At 71.1% G+C, this 17,585-nt stretch carries 12 protein-coding genes; 6 read left to right on the forward strand and 6 right to left on the reverse strand.

What is annotated here, in order from left to right; all coding sequences use genetic code 11:
* Window positions 1-160: 160 nt before the first annotated feature.
* The gene (locus ACGFJ7_RS38925; protein WP_360251680.1) at window positions 161-883 is read right to left on the reverse strand and encodes a hypothetical protein; all 723 of its coding nucleotides are present in this window, start codon (window positions 881-883) and stop codon (window positions 161-163) included.
* 78 nt (window positions 884-961) lie between these two features.
* On the opposite strand from ACGFJ7_RS38925, the gene ACGFJ7_RS38930 reads away from it, so the two are divergent.
* The 3 genes from ACGFJ7_RS38930 to ACGFJ7_RS38940 are packed head-to-tail and all read left to right on the forward strand — an operon-like array spanning window position 962 to window position 5,297.
* Complete coding sequence (locus ACGFJ7_RS38930; RefSeq protein ID WP_360251683.1) at window positions 962-3,592, forward strand: valine--tRNA ligase; 2,631 nt, start codon at window positions 962-964, stop codon at window positions 3,590-3,592.
* The gene (locus ACGFJ7_RS38935) at window positions 3,589-4,914 is read left to right on the forward strand and encodes a bifunctional folylpolyglutamate synthase/dihydrofolate synthase (protein ID WP_392646947.1); all 1,326 of its coding nucleotides are present in this window, start codon (window positions 3,589-3,591) and stop codon (window positions 4,912-4,914) included. Before ACGFJ7_RS38930 ends, ACGFJ7_RS38935 begins: the two co-directional genes overlap by 4 nt.
* A complete protein-coding gene (locus ACGFJ7_RS38940) occupies window positions 4,911-5,297 on the forward strand; it encodes a DUF4233 domain-containing protein (RefSeq protein WP_360251689.1) in 387 nt (128 codons plus the stop codon). Before ACGFJ7_RS38935 ends, ACGFJ7_RS38940 begins: the two co-directional genes overlap by 4 nt.
* Window positions 5,298-5,315: 18 nt before the next feature.
* Here the strand turns inward: ACGFJ7_RS38940 and ACGFJ7_RS38945 are convergent, their stop codons facing one another.
* Window positions 5,316-8,375 (reverse strand): VOC family protein, encoded by a 3,060-nt coding sequence (locus tag ACGFJ7_RS38945; protein WP_392646949.1) that lies wholly within the window; start codon window positions 8,373-8,375, stop codon window positions 5,316-5,318.
* A 185-nt stretch (window positions 8,376-8,560) separates the two neighbouring features.
* Between ACGFJ7_RS38945 and ndk the strand changes: the two genes are divergently transcribed.
* On the forward strand, window positions 8,561-8,977 hold the full coding sequence (gene ndk, locus ACGFJ7_RS38950; protein ID WP_360251692.1) for a nucleoside-diphosphate kinase: 417 nt from the start codon (window positions 8,561-8,563) through the stop codon (window positions 8,975-8,977).
* Here ndk and ACGFJ7_RS38955 read toward each other — a convergent pair.
* The 4 genes from ACGFJ7_RS38955 to ACGFJ7_RS38970 are packed head-to-tail and all read right to left on the reverse strand — an operon-like array spanning window position 8,974 to window position 12,543.
* A complete protein-coding gene (locus ACGFJ7_RS38955) occupies window positions 8,974-9,759 on the reverse strand; it encodes an ABC transporter permease (protein WP_360251695.1) in 786 nt (261 codons plus the stop codon). The two genes, ndk and ACGFJ7_RS38955, sit on opposite strands and share 4 nt — an antisense overlap.
* Window positions 9,756-10,526: an ABC transporter permease gene (locus ACGFJ7_RS38960; protein WP_360251698.1), complete on the reverse strand. Its 771-nt coding sequence runs from the start codon at window positions 10,524-10,526 to the stop codon at window positions 9,756-9,758. The genes ACGFJ7_RS38955 and ACGFJ7_RS38960 overlap by 4 nt, the downstream gene beginning before the upstream one ends.
* A complete protein-coding gene (locus tag ACGFJ7_RS38965) occupies window positions 10,523-11,500 on the reverse strand; it encodes an ABC transporter ATP-binding protein (protein ID WP_360251701.1) in 978 nt (325 codons plus the stop codon). The genes ACGFJ7_RS38960 and ACGFJ7_RS38965 overlap by 4 nt, the downstream gene beginning before the upstream one ends.
* Before the next feature lie 29 nt (window positions 11,501-11,529).
* Window positions 11,530-12,543: a helix-turn-helix domain-containing protein gene (locus tag ACGFJ7_RS38970; protein WP_360251704.1), complete on the reverse strand. Its 1,014-nt coding sequence runs from the start codon at window positions 12,541-12,543 to the stop codon at window positions 11,530-11,532.
* Between the two features lie 60 nt (window positions 12,544-12,603).
* Between ACGFJ7_RS38970 and ACGFJ7_RS38975 the strand changes: the two genes are divergently transcribed.
* Together ACGFJ7_RS38975 and ileS are read left to right on the forward strand one after the other, a co-directional pair.
* Entirely contained in the window at window positions 12,604-14,130 is a 1,527-nt protein-coding gene (locus ACGFJ7_RS38975) for an alkaline phosphatase D family protein (protein WP_392646953.1), read from the forward strand.
* 210 nt (window positions 14,131-14,340) lie between these two features.
* The gene (ileS, locus tag ACGFJ7_RS38980; protein WP_392646954.1) at window positions 14,341-17,460 is read left to right on the forward strand and encodes an isoleucine--tRNA ligase; all 3,120 of its coding nucleotides are present in this window, start codon (window positions 14,341-14,343) and stop codon (window positions 17,458-17,460) included.
* The last annotated feature ends 125 nt before the right edge of the window (window positions 17,461-17,585 follow it).

Below are 17,585 nucleotides of genomic sequence, written 5' to 3' on the forward strand. Positions count from 1 at the left end.
GGAAGCTAAGCCCTCCAGCGCCGATGGTACTGCACTCGGGAGGGTGTGGGAGAGTAGGACGCCGCCGGACTCAACGTGAAACAGTAGGCCCACCCTTCGGGGTGGGCCTACTGTCATTTCTGGGGTCAAATAAAGGCCGGCCCGGATAAGGGCCGGCGATTCAGCGCTTCTGAACGGTCGAGCGGATCTCGCGGAAAAGCGTGGCCGCTTCCGATTCCGTACGGCTGGGGAACATCGCCATGGCCAGGCTGCCGTGGTCGGCCCAGCCGCAGACAGTCAGATCACCGTCGTCGGTCTTGGTGGAACCGCACCTCATGGTGCCGCCCAGCGGGCCGGCGTCGACGTCGTGCAGGCCGGTCACGGCGCCCTCGGCGTCGGAGATCAAGCCGAACGCCGTCTCCAAGTCGTTCGACGGGGTCCAGAACAGGCCGGTGCCGCCCAGGAACAGCACATTCTTCCTTGCGGTGTCCTGGTAGACCGCACCCACCGACTTGTCGAGCTCCACGTCGGCCGAAAGCGCTGTCGACAGGTACTCGGCCGTCTCCTTGCCGGAAGGGCTCTCGTCCAGGCGAAGGTCGCCGATCTGGGCCGGCGCGGAGAGGGTGGCGTCCTTCTCCGTGTAGATCTGCCAACCCGTACGGCCGAAAGCAACCGCACCCGCCAGGCCCACAGCAAGCACCGCCCCGAGGGCGATGCGGCGCACCGTGAAACGGCGGCGCGGCTCCGAAGCGGCGGAAGCGGCGGAAGTGGCGGAAGTGGCGGAAGCGGCGGAAGCGGCCGAAGAGGCGGAAGAAGAGGTGGCGGGAGAAGAAGCCGGAGGAGAGGCGGGGTCGACGGTGCCGATGTCGATCGAGGGGGATTCGGCGGGGCCGGATTCGGACATTCGGCGAGCGTAGCAATCCCGGTCATCAGTGGGTGGTGCGAATTCGGCGTTGTCCTGCGACATCCGTAGACTTGTCGGGTGACCGATGCGACCGAGACCCGCACCCCCGACAGCCGGCCCACTGGTGGCCTCTCAGCCCAGTACCAGCCGGGCGAGGTAGAGCAGCGGCGGTACGAGAAGTGGGTATCGGAGGGCTACTTCACCGCGGACCCCAAGAGCGACAAGCCGCCGTTCTCCATCGTCATCCCGCCGCCCAACGTGACCGGCTCCCTGCATGTCGGGCACGCGCTCGACCACACCATCCAGGACACGCTCGCCCGCCTCAAGCGCATGCGGGGGTACGAGGTTCTCTGGCTGCCCGGCATGGACCACGCCGGCATCGCCACGCAGAACGTCGTCGAGCGGCAGCTCGCCTCGCAGCAGCTGTCGCGGCACGACCTGGGCCGCGAGAAGTTCGTGGAGAAGGTCTGGGAGTGGAAGGCGAAGTCCGGCGGGGCGATCCTCGGCCAGATGCGCCGGCTCGGCGACTCCGTCGACTGGTCGCGTGAGCGGTTCACCATGGACGAGGGCCTGTCGCGGGCCGTGCAGACCATCTTCAAGCGGCTGTACGAGGACGGGCTGATCTACCGGGCCAACCGGATCATCAACTGGTGTCCGCGCTGCCTCACCGCGCTCAGTGACATCGAGGTCGAGCACACCGACGACGAGGGCGAGCTCGTCTCGATCCGGTACGGCGAGGGCGAGAACGCGATCGTCGTCGCCACCACCCGGGCCGAGACCATGCTCGGTGACACCGCTGTGGCCGTGCACCCCGACGACGAGCGCTACAAGCACCTGATCGGCACCGAGGTCGAGCTGCCGCTCACCGGCCGGCGCATCCCGATCGTGGCCGACGAGCACGTCGACCCCGCGTTCGGCACCGGCGCGGTCAAGGTGACGCCGGCCCACGACCCGAACGACTTCGAGATCGGCCAGCGGCACAACCTGCCCAGCATCACCATGATGGACGAGCGCGCGGTCGTCACCGTGCACGGCCCGTTCGAGGGGCTCGACCGTTACGAGGCCCGGCCCGCCATCGTCGCCGCGCTGCGCGAAGAGGGCCGGATCGTCGCCGAGAAGCGGCCCTACATCCACTCGGTCGGCCACTGCTCGCGCTGCAAGACCACCGTCGAGCCGCGGCTGTCGCTGCAGTGGTTCGTCAACACCGGCCCGCTGGCCAAGGCGGCCGGCGACGCCGTGCGCGACGGCCGGGTCACCATCGAGCCGGCCGAGCTGTCCAAGCGGTACTTCGCCTGGGTCGACAACATGCACGACTGGTGCATCTCGCGCCAGCTGTGGTGGGGTCACCGCATCCCGGTCTGGTACGGGCCGGACGGCGAGGTCGTCTGTGTCGGCCCCGACGACGAGGCGCCCACCGGCGAAGGCTGGAAGCAGGACGAGGACGTGCTCGACACGTGGTTCTCGTCGGCGCTGTGGCCGTTCTCGACCATGGGCTGGCCCGAGCAGACGGCCGAGCTCGAGAAGTTCTACCCGACCAGCGTCCTGGTCACCGGCTACGACATCCTCTTCTTCTGGGTCGCCCGGATGATGATGTTCGGCCTGTACGCGATGGACGGCAAGCAGCCGTTCGACGTGGTGAACCTGCACGGCATGGTTCGCGACGGTCACGGCAAGAAGATGTCGAAGTCGTTCGGCAACGTGGTCGACCCCCTCGACTGGATCGAGCGGTACGGCGCCGACGCCACCCGTTTCACGCTGGCCCGCGGCGCCAACCCCGGCTCCGACGTGCCGATCAGCGAGGAGTGGTGCCAGGGCTCCCGCAACTTCTGCAACAAGCTGTGGAACGCGACCCGCTTCGCGCTGATGAACGGGGCCACGGTCGAGGGGCCGCTGCCGGCGCCGTCCGAGCTGTCGGCCATCGACAAGTGGATCCTGTCGCGTCTGCAGCATGTGATCGGCGAGGTCGACCAGTACTTCGAGGCGTACGAGTACGCGAAGATCTGCGACACCCTGTACCACTTCGCGTGGGACGACGTCTGCGACTGGTACCTGGAGCTTTCGAAGCCGGTCCTCGCCGAGGGCGGCGAGACGACCAAGCGGGTGCTCGGTCACGTGCTCGACCAGCTGCTGCGCCTGCTGCACCCGGTCATCCCGTTCGTCACCGAGGAGCTGTGGACCGCGCTCACCGGCGGTGAGACGGTCACCCGGGCCGCGTGGCCGGTGGCCGATCGGGCGCTGATCGACGACGCCGCCGAGGAGGAGCTGGCCGCCCTGCAGAAGGTGGTCACCGAGGTCCGGCGGTTCCGTTCCGACCAGGGGCTCAAGCCGAGCCAGCGGGTCAGCGCGGCCCTCACCGGCCTGGGCAACGCCGGCATCGACACGCACGAGGCGCTGATCCGCTCGCTGGCCCGGCTCGACCGGCCGGCGGCCGACTTCACGGCGACGGCGACGCTCGCGGTGTCCGGCGCGATCACGGTCGACCTGGACACCCGGGGCGCGATCGACGTGGCGGCCGAGCGGGCCCGGCTCGAGAAGGACCGCGCGGCCGCCGAGAAGGAGGCGGCGCAGTGCCGGGCCAAGCTCGGCAACGAGTCGTTCGTCGGCAAGGCGCCGGAGCAGGTCGTCGCGAAGATCAAAGACCGCTTGAGCACGGCTGAGGCCGACCTCACGCGAATTGCGGCCGCCCTCTCAGCGTTGCCTACAGCATGAGCACCTACGAAGAGGTCGAGGCCGCTCTGAACGGGCGCGGCTTCACCCGCATGGCGTTCGACATGCAGAAGATCCGGGACCTGATGGACGTGCTGGGCAGCCCCCAGCGCGCCTACCCGGCGATCCACCTGACCGGCACCAACGGCAAGACCAGCACGGCCCGCATGATCGACGCGGTGCTGCGGGCGCACGGCCTGCACACCGGCCGGTACACGAGCCCGCACCTGGAGACGGTCCGCGAGCGGATCAGCCTCGACGGGGAGCCGATCTCCGAGGAGCGCCTGGCCTCGACGTACGACGAAATCAGCCCTTTGTCCGATCTCATCGACGCGCGGAACGCGGAGCCGCTGACCTACTTCGACATCACCACCGCCATGGCCTACGCCGCGTTCGCGGACGCGCCGGTCGACATCGCGGTCGTCGAAGTGGGGCTCGGCGGCGAGGAGGACGCGACCAACGTCATCGACGCCGGCATCTGCGTGCTGACCCCGATCGGGCTCGACCACACCGAGTGGCTGGGCGACACCATCGAGGACATCGCCTGGGCCAAGGCCGGCATCATCCACAAGGGCGCGACGGTGATCACGGCGTTGCAGACCGAGGAGGCCATGCGGCCCATCCTCGAGCGCACGGCCGAGATGGGCGCGACCCTGGCTCGCGAGGGCCGCGAGTTCGGCGTGGTCGAGCGCACCCAGGCGGTCGGCGGTCAACTGCTCACCCTGCAAGGGCTGGGCGGGGTGTACGACGAGATCTTCCTGCCACTGTTCGGCGCCCACCAGGCGCAGAACGCGGCGCTGGCGCTGGCCGCCGTCGAGGCGTTCCTCGGCGCCGGCAAGGGCAAGCAGCTCGAGGTCGAGCTCGTCCGTGAGGGTTTCGCCTCGGTCGACTCGCCGGGCCGGCTGGAGCGGGTGCGCAGCGCGCCGGCGATCCTGCTCGACGGCGCCCACAACCCGCACGGCATGGCGGCGACGGTGACCGCGCTGGAGGAGGAGTTCGCCTTCCGGCACCTGGTCGCGGTGGTCGCGGTCTTCGCCGACAAGGATGTCTCCGGCCTGCTCGACCTGCTCGAGCCGGTGGCGGCGCGGATCGTGGTGACGCAGAACAGCTCGCCGCGCTCGATGCCGGTCGACGAGCTGGCGCAGATCGCGTCGGACATCTTCGGCGAGGACAGGGTCACCGTGGCGCAGAACATGCCGGACGCGATCGAGGAGGCCGTGGTGCTGGCCGAGGAGGACACGTCGGGCGAGCTGAGCGGCGTCGGGGTGCTGGTGACAGGCTCGGTGGTCACCGTCGCGGACGCCCGGAAGCTGCTGAAGCGATGACGTCCCCTTCGCCGTCGCCCGAGCAGACCCCACGGTCGGGGCTCAAAAACCCTCAGGCGGCCGTACGGGGTATGGGCGCCGGCACGCTCGTCATGGAAGCCATCATCCTGTTGCTGGCGATCCAGCCGATCCGCATCATGGGCGGCGATCTGAGCGGCTGGGGCATCGCCTCGGTGATCGGCCTGGCCGTGCTGGCCATCGCGCTGTCCGGGATGATGAAACGCTCGTGGGCCTGGCCGGCCGGCCTCGTCCTGCAGGTCCTGCTCCTGGCCAGCGGGTTCTTCCACTACTCGCTGGCTGTCCTCGGCCTGATCTTCGGCGCGGCCTGGCTGTACGCCCTGAGCGTCCGCCGCACGATCCTGGGCCGGCCCGGTCTGCTCTGACCGGGCCGGTCAGGGCCGTCAGCGGATGGCCCGCCACTGGGTGATGGCGATGTTGTGGTCGTCCGGATCCCGGAAGGAAGCCGACCAGAGCTCGAGCCGGTCCCCCCGGTTGACCGGCCGGGGGGCGTGCACGAACTCGACACCCTTGGCCCGCAACTCCTCGTAGACGGCCTCCACATCGCCGACCTCAAGATTGAGGTAGATGAGCCGCCCGGCCTCAGCCGCCAGCCCATGCACGGCCCGCAGCACCAGCCGGGTGTCCCCGGAGGCGAGCACGGCGCTGCCCTCGCCATGGTCGATCTCGTAGAACCCGAGCGTGTCCCGGTAGAACCCGATCGACCGCACCAGATCGGTGACCAGCACGGTGATCCCCACCCCGTGAATGGCTCCGGCGGGCCCCGGCCGAGCACTCGGATAGGCCGTGATGACATCGGCCGCACCCTCATCAGGCTCGCGGGTACCGCCAAGCCCGGCCCACGGACTCCGCCCCGCCCCACCCACCGAGCCGGCCGCCACGCCACCCACCGACCCGGCCGCCGCCGCAGCGGCCGCCTCGGCCAGAGCCGCAGCCGCCGGACTAGGCGCATGGGGCCGCGGCGCCGTCTCCCCAACGCCCTCACCGGCCGCAGCTTGAGCGCGGGCGGGAGCCTGCTCGTCGGTGTCGGCGAAGTGGGGTGCCGGGGCCGAAGTGTGGGCGGGGGACTGCTCGGCCGCGGCCGACACCGGAACGGCGGCGACACCCGAGGCGTGCTGGTGGGGTGCCGGGCTGCCCTCCGCCTCTGCGCTGTCCGGGGCCTGGGTGCGCGCGGCGGGCTGCTCCGCGGCGGCTGGCACGGGAACAGCGGCGCCACTCGAAGGCCGAGGCCGCGACCACGGGCTCGTCTCGGCGGCCGGCATCTCGCCGGCGGCCGCCGCCGCGGGCGCCGGCGGACGAGCAGCCGGCTGCGGAGAAACGCCGACCGAACCCACGGCCGCAGCCGCAGGGGCCGGCCCGGCCTCTGCGGCGGACGTCGCGGTGGGGCGCCCAGCCTCTGCGGCGGACGTCGCGGTGGCGTGCCCGGCCCGTGCGGCGGTGGGCGTGGTGGCCGGCCCATCCTCAGCGGCGGACCTCGCGGTGGTGGGCGTGGATTCTGCGGCGGACGCGGCCCCTGCGGCGGTGGGCGTGGTGGCGGGTCCGGACTCTGTGGCGGACTGAGCGGTGGTGGACCGGTAGGCGGCGGGTGACTCGGGCGGCGCGGCGGCTGGCGACGGCCTGACGGTGCGCGGCTCGGCGGCGGAAGGCTCGTCTGCCGAGGGCGCAGCGGCGGAAGGCTCGTCTGCCGAGGGCGCAGCGGCGGAAGGCTCGTCTGCCGAGGGCGCAGCGGCGGGAGGCTCGTCTTCGGGGCGGGCGGCGCGGTCCTGGTCGTGTTTGCCGGTCTTCTTCACGGCGGCCACGGCGGCTGCGGCCACGGCGCTGACGGCGGTGGCCAGGAAGCCGGGTTTCGGTCCGGACTGGGGAGGGGCCTCCGAAGGCTGGGCGGCGTCGGTCACCGGGACCGCGGCGACGTGAGCGGCGTCCGGCTTCGGGGACTGCGCCGGTTCCTGCCTCCATGGGACCGCGGCGACGTCCTCGTCCGGCGGGATGCGATCGCCTGCCCCAAGGGAAGAGGTCGTGTCGCTGGCGGCGGAAGGCGCCGTGTCCGCGTGGGCCGGGGCCTCGGCGGTGCCGGAAGGCGACCTGCCCGGGGAGGGCGGGGTCTCAGCTGCGGGGCGCGAGGTGGCGTCGGCGGGCGAGGCCCCGGAGGAGGTGGGTGCGGTACCGGCGGAGGAAACAGAGGTGGCGTCGTGGGCCGCGTTGGAGACGAAGCGGGTTGAGGAGTGGAACGGAGCGGGGGCGGGCTCGGAGGGGGCGGGGTCGTCGGGGATCGTCTCGGCCGGTGGGGCGATCAAGTCGTCCTGGAGGGCGGAAGCGGCCCGTGGGGTCGTTTCCGGGGCCGGCTCGGGGTTGCTGTCCAGGGGGAGGTCGATCTCGTCATCGATGAAAGCGGGGGGCGGGGTCGACGGGGGCGGCGCCGTGGGGGGCGGTGTCGACGGCGGGGGCGCGGTCGGGAAGGAGCTCACTGGCGCGGGCGTGGCCGGGGTCGACGTGGCTACCGGTTCCGGGCGGAGGGGCTGTGCGGCCGGCTCGTCGAGCGGGATGTCCGTGGGGATCTCGTCGTCGGGGTGTGGCTCGCGCTGGCTCGGGGTGCTGCGGGTGGGTGCTTCCGCGGGGTCGACCGTGGCCGTGGCGCTGCGGTGGGGGTGTGGGCTGGGGCGGCGGGTTCTCGGTGTCGAGGCCGCGCCGGCGGCGGCTCCCGCGGCGGCGGCGCCGGCTGTCGCGGCCACCGTGGGGGTGTCCGGCTCGGCTTTCTGGGCTCGGCGGGGCAGGGTGGGCGGGGTGTCGTCGTGGTCGACGAACTCGCCCTCGACGACCGGGCCGGCGGGGGTGTCGCGGACGACCACCTGGGTGTCGTCCAAGGCCTGTGGGGGCGGTGAGGCCGACGGGGGTGGCGGGGGCGGCGGCTCGTCGGGGCCCCGGCCCCACTGGCGGTCGCGGGTCTTCCACGGCGGGGGCTCGAAGTCGTCCAGCAGGGCCGCGTCGTCGTCCTGGGCCTCGAAGTCGTCGTAGTCGGGCATGGCCGGCGGGGGTGGGTCCTCACCGCGGGCGCCCGGTACCGCCTCGTTCCAGTTGATGCGGACACGGCGCATGTCGTCGACGTCGACCGTGACCGGCAGGGTGTCGCCCGGCGCCGGCCACTTGACGACCGGGATCTTCGACTCGTTGATCTCCACCTCGGAGGTGGGCAGGCCGGGGGCGACCACGACCGCCAGGATGCGGGCCCGGCCGTACGCCGCGGCCGACGTGGGCGGCGGGGTGATCGAGCGGACCTCGGCCGTGCCGGTGACCCAGGCGCGGGCGCCGCGGCGCACCACGTTGACGGAGCCGAGCGCGATTGCCAGCACCAGCAGGACGACGCCGAATATGACCACGCCCATGCTCGGCATGCCGAGTCCCAGCGCCACCACGAAGACCGCGATCGTGCCCGCTACCGCCGCCACCAGCTTCCGTGCCGGTGCGATCGGACGGCCGGTCTGGTTTGCCAATGTGGACCTCCCGCTCGTTACCGTCAGGTTATTGCCCGGCGCTACCGGAGCGAAAGTACGGCAGGTCCGGCGTCTGCTCTCGCCGGATTCCCGGTACCGATAGGCTGAACCTCCCGCGTGTCGCCAAAAGGAGAAACACCGTGTCCAGCAACACCGAGCGTTCGCTCGTGCTCATCAAGCCTGACGCCGTGCGTCGCGGACTGCTCGGCGAGGTGCTCTCCCGGTTCGAGCGCAAGGGCCTGACCGTCGAGGCGCTGGAGCTGCGCACCATGGACGCGGCGCTGGCCGACCAGCACTACGCCGACCACGTGGAGAAGGCGTTCTACCCGCCGCTCAAGGAGTTCATGACCTCGGGCCCGCTGGCCGCGCTGATCCTCAGCGGCGACGAGGTCATCGAGGTGGTCCGGTCCATGATCGGCGCGACCGACGGCCGCAAGGCGGCCGCCGGCACGATCCGTGGTGACTTCTCCCTGTCCAACCGGGAGAACCTGGTGCACGCCTCCGACTCGCCGGAGAGCGCGAAGCGCGAGATCGACCTCTGGTTCCCCAGCCGCTAGAGCGTGTCGAGGCTGGCGCGGCGACGCGACTCGGTCTCGAAGATCTTCAGCAGGATGACGGCCGCGGCCGCGTAGACGGCGCCGACCAGCAGTTCCCGGCCCAGCGCGGGCGCGGCCGCCGTGAGTCCTTCCCCGGCCGCCAGCGTGCGGGCCGCGTCGGCCGCGTGGGTGATCGGCAGCCACTGACCGACCGTCACCATCCAGCCGGGCAGGTCCGCGGCGGGCACGTTCACGCCGGTGAGCAGCAGCAACAGCGCCACCGCGACGTTCGAGATCACCCACACGTCGCGGAACCGCAGGCCCAGCGCGCCCAGCGTGAGCCCGAAGAATCCGCAGGCCAGCGACCCCACCGCCATGGCCAGCAGCAGCCCCGGCAGCGCGGACAGGGGAATCCGCAGCCCGAGCAGCAGCGCTCCCACCGTCAGGGTCACCACGGCGATGAGAAGACCGTTTCCCGCGTACGGAAGAACCCGCCCCCAGAAGATGAGTGTCCGGCTGCGCGGCGAGAGCAGCACGTGCCCGAGCGTGCCGTAGCGCCGCTCGTTCGCCACCGCCATCGTGCCCCCGAAGACGCAGGCCAGCGACGCCGTCAGCACCGCGTTGCCGACGATGTAGAACCGGTCGTCGGCCACCTGCAGCTGCCGGCCCAGGTAGGCGAAGAAGAGCAGCTGGAACAGTGGCCCGACCAGCAGCGTGCCGACGAACATCCCCGGCGTGGTCCAGTTGAACAGGGCGCGGTACGCGATCGTCCCGCCCACGGCCATCAGTCTGATCGTCTTCATGCCAGCGCCAGGGTTGCGGCCGCACGAGCGCGGCGTTCGACGTGTCCCATCACGAAGAACCCGGCCAGCGCGCAGATCAGGCTGATGCCGAGGCAGAGCGCGACCGACGGCCACACCGGCCCGCCGCCGGTGGCCTCGCGCAGCGCCCGGGCACCCCACGTGGTCGGCAGGATCGCCGCCACCGGGACGGTCCAGGCCGGCAGCACGGTGATCGGCACGAGCATGCCGGAGACCAGCCAGATCGGGTATTCGAGCGTGTTCGCGAGCGCGTTGGCGTTGCGCATGAGCACGAACGTCGCGGCCAGCAGCAGGCCGAACATGCCGAGCCCGATCACGCACACCACAGCGGCCACCACGAAGGCGACCGGATGGGCGAAGTCGAGTCGGATCCCGTACAGCAATCGGCCCCAAGCGAGAGTGGCCAGCAGAGCGTAGGTCCCGGTGAGGCCGGTGGCGATGGTGATCGGCAGGATCACCAGGGCCGGCCGGCGCGGCGTCATCATGATCATTTCCAGGGTGCCCTGCCAGCGCTGGTTCTGGATGGCGCCACCGGAGCCGAACAGGACCGAGGACCAGACGCCCATCACGCCGGCGCCGACCGCGGCCTCGAGCAGACGATGCTGTTCGCCGCCGGACCGGAACAGGTAGACCGCGAGCGTGGCCTGGACGACCGGCACGACCAGGGCGATGGCCACTTCGAAGGGCGACCGGCTGATCTGCTTGGCGTGCAGCAGCGTCCCGACCGCCAGCAGTCGTAGTGTCCTCATGCCGCGCTCACGATCGCCACGTACGCGTCCTCGAGGGTGGGCTCGCGGCTGTTCACGCGGCCGAGACGGATGCCGGCCAGCTCGCGCAGCACGTCGCCCTGGACGTCCACGTGGGCGTCCGAGTGCACGGTCAGCAACTGCAAGGAGCCTTTCACTTCAACCGCGGTTTCCCGTACGCCGGGCAGGCCGCGCAGGGAGTCGACGGCGGCCTCCGGCACCCCGTACGCCTCGACCTCCACCACCCGGAAACCGTCCGCGTGCTTCCGCAGCTCGGCCGGGGTGCCCAGGGCCTGGATCCGCCCGTCCGAGATGACCGCGATCCGGTCGCAGAGCTCGTCCGCCTCGGCCATGTAGTGGGTGGTCAGCAGCACGGTCGTGCCCGTCGCGGCCAGGTCGCCGACCGTGCGGCGCAGCTCCCGCGCGGCCACCGGGTCGACGCCGATCGACGGCTCGTCCAGGAAGAGCACGTCGGGGGAGTGCAGCAGGCCACGGGCGATGTGCAGCCGCTGGCGCATGCCGCGCGAGTAGCCCTCCACCCGCTCGCGTTCCCGCCCGGCCAGGCCGACCAGGTCGAGCAGTTCGGCGATGCGGCGCTTCTGCTCGCGGGGCTCCACCCCGTACAGCTCGGCGAAGTACCGCAGGTTGTCCAGGGCGGACAGCCGGTCGTAGAGACCACGGTCGCCGCCGAAGACGTAACCGATGCGCCGGCGTACCTGTTTGGTCTGCGTGACCACGTCGAACCCGCCCACCCGGGCCGTGCCCGAGGTCGGGATGAGCAGGGTGTTGAGCATCTTGATGGTGGTGGTCTTGCCGGCGCCGTTCGGCCCGAGCAGGCCGAACAGCTCGCCGCGGCCGACCGTGAAGGTCACCCCGCGGACCGCCTCGAGCTCCGTGCGCTGCGGCTTGAGCCAGCCCGTACGCGCCCGGTAGGTCCGGCGTAAGTCATCCGCCTCGATGGCGTAGTCGCTCCCCATGGCCCCGACCGTAGGGAAGCCGGGGCCTCTCAGGAAACGAATTCGGTCCGGGCCGAATCCCCGAGGAGATTGACCAGCGCCACTCCAGCCGGTTCAAGTCCGTAGAGCACCCGGCGGCCGGCGCGGCGCCGGTGCACGACCCCGGCCGCCTGCAGGCCGGAGAGGTGTTCGGAGACCGTGCTCGGGGCCAGGCCCAGCGCGGTGGCCAGGCCGGTCGTGGTGGCCGGGACGGTCAGCGCGCGCAGGATCGAGGCCCGGCCCCGGCCGAGCAGCACGGCCAGCCGGTCGTCCGGGCGATCGACGGGCTGGGGCGGGCCGTCGGCGAGGACCGCGGCGCCGCGCGACTGGTAGGTGACCATGACGATCTCGGGGTGGTCGCCCGAGCAGAGCAGCGCGCCCCGCGAGAAGATCAGCGGAACCAGCAGCAGCCGCTGGTTGACCGCCTCCATCTGCTGGTCGAGCGGCTTGATCAGGCTGAGCACCGGCCGTTCCCAGCGGATCCGCTCGTGCAGCCGGGAGAGCAGCGCGTCCGGCCCGTCGGCGGCCAGCGCCCGGGCCCGCAGCAGCACTTCCTCGTCGAGCGCGGCCCGCATGGCCGGCCAGTACGGCGCGATCGCCGCGTCCCAGTAGGCCTGCATGCCGTCGGCCAGCCGGGCCAGCGCGGCCCGCCGGTCGTCGCGGAACGGCCGCATCAGATTGGGCAGATCCCCGTCCGGGAAGTGCTTGGCCAGCTGGAAGTCGATCACGTCGTCCGGGGTGTTCCGGAGCTCGTCGAGCTGCTCCTCGATCGTCGGCAGCGGCGACGTGGGCAGCGGCGCCAGGAAGTCGGGCGACACCGATGGCAGCCGCATGTGCAGCGTGGCCGGGAGGGTGGCCGGGTCGGTCCGCAGGACCTCCCGCGCCCGCCGGGCCCAGCCGTCGTACGGCCACGGGGCCGACGGGTGGCGCTCGAGCAGGTAGAGGCTGACCACGGCCTCGGTCAGCGGGCTGATCGCGATCCGGGTCCGCGCCAGGGTCGGTTCATCGATCTCGATGCGGATCACGCCCCCGATTTTAGGAGACGGCCACCCACGGGTCATGTCCGATCGATAGGCATCGTAGTCATGACGAGTCTGTCCCGACGGAATCTCCTGCGCGCCGGCGTCGCCGGTGGTGTGGCCGGGGTTCTGTTCGAAGCGCCCGCGTTCTCCTCGGCCGGCACCCGCCCGGTCCTCACCCACGGTGTGCAGAGTGGCGACGCCACCGCCGATTCGGCAGTCGTCTGGAGCCGCGCCGACCGGCCCGGGCGGCTCTGGGTCCAGGTCAGCCGCCGTCCCGACTTCCGCGGCTCCCGGGTGGTCCGGGGCCCGGTCCTCACCCCGGCCACCGGCCTGACCGGCAAGCTGAAGCTGGGCCACCTGCCGGCCGGGAGCCGGCTGCACTACCGGGTGCGGGCCGAGAGCCTGGACCGGCCGGGGTTGTTCAGCGCTCCGCTGACCGGCTCGTTCACGACCGCGCCGGTGCGCCGGGAGAACATCCGCTTCGTGTGGACCGGTGATGTGGTCGGGCAGGGGTGGGGCATCGACCCGGCGTACGGCGGACTGAAGATCTTCGCATCGATGCGGCGCCGCCGGCCGGACTTCTTCCTGCACAGCGGGGACACGGTGTACGCCGACGGGCCGCTGGCCGAGTCGGTGACGCTGCCCGACGGCCGGGTCTGGCGCAACGTGGTGACCGAGCAGAAGCTCAAGGTCGCCGAGACCCTGGACGAGTACCGCGGCCAGTACGCGTACAACCTGCTCGACCCGGCCTACCGGGCGTTCGCGGCCGAGGTGCCGCAGCTCAACCAGTGGGACGACCACGAGGTCACCAACAACTGGTATCCGGGGGAGATCCTGGACGACGCCCGGTACACCGAGAAGCGGGTGGACGTGCTGGCCGGGCGGGCCCACCAGGCGTACCACGAATGGGTTCCGACGCCGTTGGGCGAGGGACCGGTCTATCGCAAGATCTCGTACGGGCCGCTGCTCGACATCTTCGTGCTCGACATGCGGACGTACAAGGACGTCAACGACGGCAACACGTACGCGGACCCGAAGCGTGGCCTGCTCGGCCCGAAGCAGCGCGAGTGGCTGATCCGCGGCCTGCGCGAGTCGCGGGCGACCTGGAAGGTCATCGCCAACGACCTGCCGCTCGGCCTGGTCGTGCCGGACGGCGGCGCCGCTCAGGAGGGTGTCGCCCAGGGCGACCCGGGCGCGCCACTGGGGCGCGAGCTCGAGTTCGCGCAGGTGCTGCGGGACGCCCACCGGCACCGGGTGACCGGCATCGTCTTCCTGACCGCCGACGTGCACTACACCGCGGCCCACCACTACGACCCGGCCCGGGCGGCGGTCCAGGACTTCACGCCGTTCTGGGAGTTCGTCTCCGGCCCGGCCCACGCGGGCGCGTTCGGGCCGAACGCCCTCGACGGCACCTTCGGGCCCAAGGCCGTCTTCGTCAACGCGCCGCCGGTGGCCAACGCGTCGCCGGCGTCCGGGTTCCAGCACTTCGGCGAGGTGGAGATCGACGCGCGGACCGGGGCCTTCACGGTCCACCTGCGGGACCGGGAAGGGAAGTCGCTTTGGTCCACCACCCTCGGGGTAATGCGGTAGTGGGCGCCCGGTGATGGCCGGTATCGTTGTCTCGCACACAGGCGACGATCCGGCCATCACCGGGGAGCCTCCGGAAGAACGGGCCCCAGGGCCTCATTAGAACCGGGCACGAATGAGCGGGCGGGTCGTCATGATCCGTCAAGCGAGGTGGTACCGCGGGCGTGAATCGCTCGTCCTCGCAGTCTGATCACGACTGTTGGAGGACCACCGATGGCCTATCCCCAGCACACCGACGCCGTGGGCGTCCCGGCGAGCCCGGATCTGCCCGCGGTCGAGCGCGCGGTCCTGTCGCACTGGGGGGCCGACAAGACCTTCGAGGCCTCCGTCGACCAGCGGCCGGCCGGCGAGAACGGCGCCAACGAGTACGTGTTCTACGACGGGCCGCCGTTCGCCAACGGCCTGCCGCACTACGGGCACCTGTTCACCGGTTACGTGAAGGACCTGGTGCCCCGGTATCAGGCCATGCGCGGCAAGCACGTCGAGCGGCGGTTCGGCTGGGACACCCACGGGCTGCCGGCCGAGGTCGAGGCCGAGAAGCAGCTCGGCATCACCACCAAGGCGCAGATCGTCGAGCTCGGCATCGACAAGTTCAACGAGGCCTGCCGTACGTCGGTGCTGGCCTACACCAAGGACTGGGAGCGCTACGTCACCCGGCAGGCCCGGTGGGTGGACTTCGAGAACGACTACAAGACGCTCGACCCGGCCTACATGGAGTCGGTCATGTGGGCGTTCAAGACCCTGCACGACAAGGGCCTGGTGTACGAGGGTTTCCGCGTCCTGGCGTACTGCTTCCGGTGTGAGACCCCGCTGTCCAACACCGAGACCCGCATGGACGACGTCTACCGCGACCGCACCGACCCGGCGCTGACCGTGACGTTCCGCCTCGAGACCGGCGAGAAGATAGCGGTGTGGACCACCACCCCGTGGACGCTGCCGTCGAACCTGGCCCTCGCCGTCGGGCCCACGATCGAATACGCCGTGCTCGAGAAGGACGGCGAGAAGCTCATCCTCGGCGGGTCGCGCGTGGCCGCGTACGCCAAGGAGCTGGAGGGCTGGGAGCAGGTCGGCACCGTGCTGGGCAGCGAGCTGGCCGGGCGGCGGTACACGCCGCTGTTCGACTTCCTCGTGGAGGCCGGTGGGCCGAACGCGTTCCAGGTGCTCGCGGCCGACTACGTCACCGACGAGGACGGCACGGGCGTCGTCCACCAGGCGCCGGCCTTCGGCGAGGACGACCAGAACGTCTGCAACGCGGCCGGCATCCCGACCGTCGTGACCGTCGACGACCACACCCGGTTCACCTCGCTCGTGCCGGACTGGCAGGGCGTGCAGGTCTTCGAGGCCAACAAGCCGATCATCGCTCTCCTGAAAGAGCGGGGCGTCGTTCTGCGGCACGAGGGCTACACCCACTCGTACCCGCACTGCTGGCGGTGCGACACCCCGCTGGTCTACAAGGCGGTGTCGTCCTGGTTCGTCGCGGTCACCAAGTTCCGCGACCGCATGGTCGAGCTCAACCAGGAGATCACCTGGACGCCGGCGCACATCAAGGACGGCTCGTTCGGCAAGTGGCTGGCCAACGCCCGCGACTGGTCGATCTCCCGCAACCGGTTCTGGGGCTCGCCCATCCCGGCCTGGAAGTCGGACGACCCGCAGTACCCGCGCGTCGACGTCTACGGCTCTTACGAAGAGCTGGAGAGGGACTTCGGGGTCAAGGTCACCGACCTCCATCGGCCGTACGTCGACGAGCTGACCCGCCCGAACCCGGACGACCCGACCGGCAAGTCGGTCATGCGCCGCGTGCCCGAGGTGCTCGACTGCTGGTTCGAGTCCGGGTCGATGCCGTTCGCCCAGGTGCACTACCCGTTCGAGAACAAGGACTGGTTCGAGCACCACTACCCGGGCGACTTCATCGTCGAGTACATCGGCCAGACCCGCGGCTGGTTCTACACCATGCACGTGCTGGCCACGGCCCTGTTCGACCGGCCCGCGTTCCGCAACTGCCTCAGCCACGGCATCCTGCTCGGCGAGGACGGGCGCAAGATGTCCAAGTCGCTGCGGAACTACCCGGACGTCTACCGGGTCTTCGACTCGTACGGGTCGGACGCCATGCGCTGGATGCTCATGTCGTCGCCGGTGCTCCGGGGTGGCGACATGGCCGTCACCGAGGTGGCCATCCGCGACTCCGTCCGCCAGGTGCTGCTGCCGCTCTGGAACGTCTGGTACTTCTTCAGCCTCTACGCGAACGCGTCGGGCCACGAGGCCTCGTTCCGGACCGACTCCACCCACCTGCTGGACCGCTACATCCTGGCCAAGACCGGCGAGCTGGTCACCGACGTGCAGCGGCAGATGGACGAGTACGACATCTCAGGCGCGGCGGCGTCGGTCCGGTCGTACCTCGACGCGCTGACCAACTGGTACGTACGCCGTTCGCGGGACCGCTTCTGGCAGGGTGACCGGGACGCGTTCGACACCCTGGCCACCGTCCTCGAGACCGTATGCCGGGTGGTGGCCCCGCTGGCCCCGCTGACCGCCGAGGAGATCTGGCGCGGGCTCACGGGCGGCCGCTCGGTGCACCTGACCGACTGGCCGTCGGCGGCGGGCCTGCCGGCCGACCACGACCTCGTCGCCTCGATGGACGCGATCCGCGACGTGGCCTCGGCCGCGCTGTCGCTGCGCAAGGCCCGCGCTCTGCGGGTCCGGCTGCCGCTGGCCCGGCTCACGGTCGCGACCCCGCAGGCGCCGGCCCTGTCCGGCTTCGCCGACCTGCTCGCCGACGAGGTGAACGTGAAGGAGGTCGTCTTCACCGGCGACGTGACCGCGTACAGCCAAAAGGTCTTGACCGTCGTGCCCCGGGCCCTGGGGCCGCGCCTCGGCAAGCAGGTCCAACAGGTGATCAAGGCGGTCAAGGCCGGCGACTGGGAGCTGGTCGACGGCGCGCCGGTCGCCGCCGGGGTAACCCTCCAGGAGGGCGAGTACGAGCTCAAGCAGGTCGCCTCCGACGTCGAGAACTCGGCACCGCTGCCGGCGGGCGCGGGTGTCGTCGTGCTCGATACGGCGGTGACCCCCGCGCTCGCGGCCGAGGGGCTGGCCCGGGACGTGATCCGGGTCGTGCAGCAGGCCCGCCGGGACGCCGGCTTCGAGGTCTCCGACCGCATCACGCTCGTGGTCTCGGCCTCGGCGCCGGTGCGGGAGGCGGTCGAGGCGCACCGGGACTTCGTGGCGGGCGAGACCCTGGCCACCGGCCTGAGCTTCGGCCCGGTCGCTTCGGGTGGTTTCGCAGGTGAGGTCGGTGACGGCGAACAGGTGACGGTCGAGGTGTCCCGAGAGCACTAAGCTGTGAAACTAGCAACCGGACCCGGACATTTCCCACCTTCTACGGTGAATGTCCGGGTCCGTCGGCAAGATCGACAGGGACTTCCCTGGTGACGTCCGCTACCCTCACAGCCGCCCCCCACTGT

Origin of the sequence: Actinoplanes sp. NPDC048988, from assembly GCF_043197815.1 — a bacterium.
In the GTDB taxonomy this organism is placed as follows: Bacteria; Actinomycetota; Actinomycetes; order Mycobacteriales; family Micromonosporaceae; genus Actinoplanes.

Excerpts from the sequence above, each read along its gene's own strand:
- ACGFJ7_RS38940 (WP_360251689.1), top strand. The coding sequence starts at position 4,911 with ATGACGTCCCCTTCGCCGTCGCCCGAGCAGACCCCACGGTCGGGGCTC.
- ACGFJ7_RS38960 (WP_360251698.1), bottom strand. The coding sequence starts at position 10,526 with ATGAGGACACTACGACTGCTGGCGGTCGGGACGCTGCTGCACGCCAAG.
- ACGFJ7_RS38925 (WP_360251680.1), bottom strand. The coding sequence starts at position 883 with ATGTCCGAATCCGGCCCCGCCGAATCCCCCTCGATCGACATCGGCACC.
- ileS (WP_392646954.1), top strand. The coding sequence starts at position 14,341 with ATGGCCTATCCCCAGCACACCGACGCCGTGGGCGTCCCGGCGAGCCCG.
- ACGFJ7_RS38965 (WP_360251701.1), bottom strand. The coding sequence starts at position 11,500 with ATGGGGAGCGACTACGCCATCGAGGCGGATGACTTACGCCGGACCTAC.
- ACGFJ7_RS38935 (WP_392646947.1), top strand. The coding sequence starts at position 3,589 with ATGAGCACCTACGAAGAGGTCGAGGCCGCTCTGAACGGGCGCGGCTTC.
- ACGFJ7_RS38955 (WP_360251695.1), bottom strand. The coding sequence starts at position 9,759 with ATGAAGACGATCAGACTGATGGCCGTGGGCGGGACGATCGCGTACCGC.
- ACGFJ7_RS38975 (WP_392646953.1), top strand. The coding sequence starts at position 12,604 with ATGACGAGTCTGTCCCGACGGAATCTCCTGCGCGCCGGCGTCGCCGGT.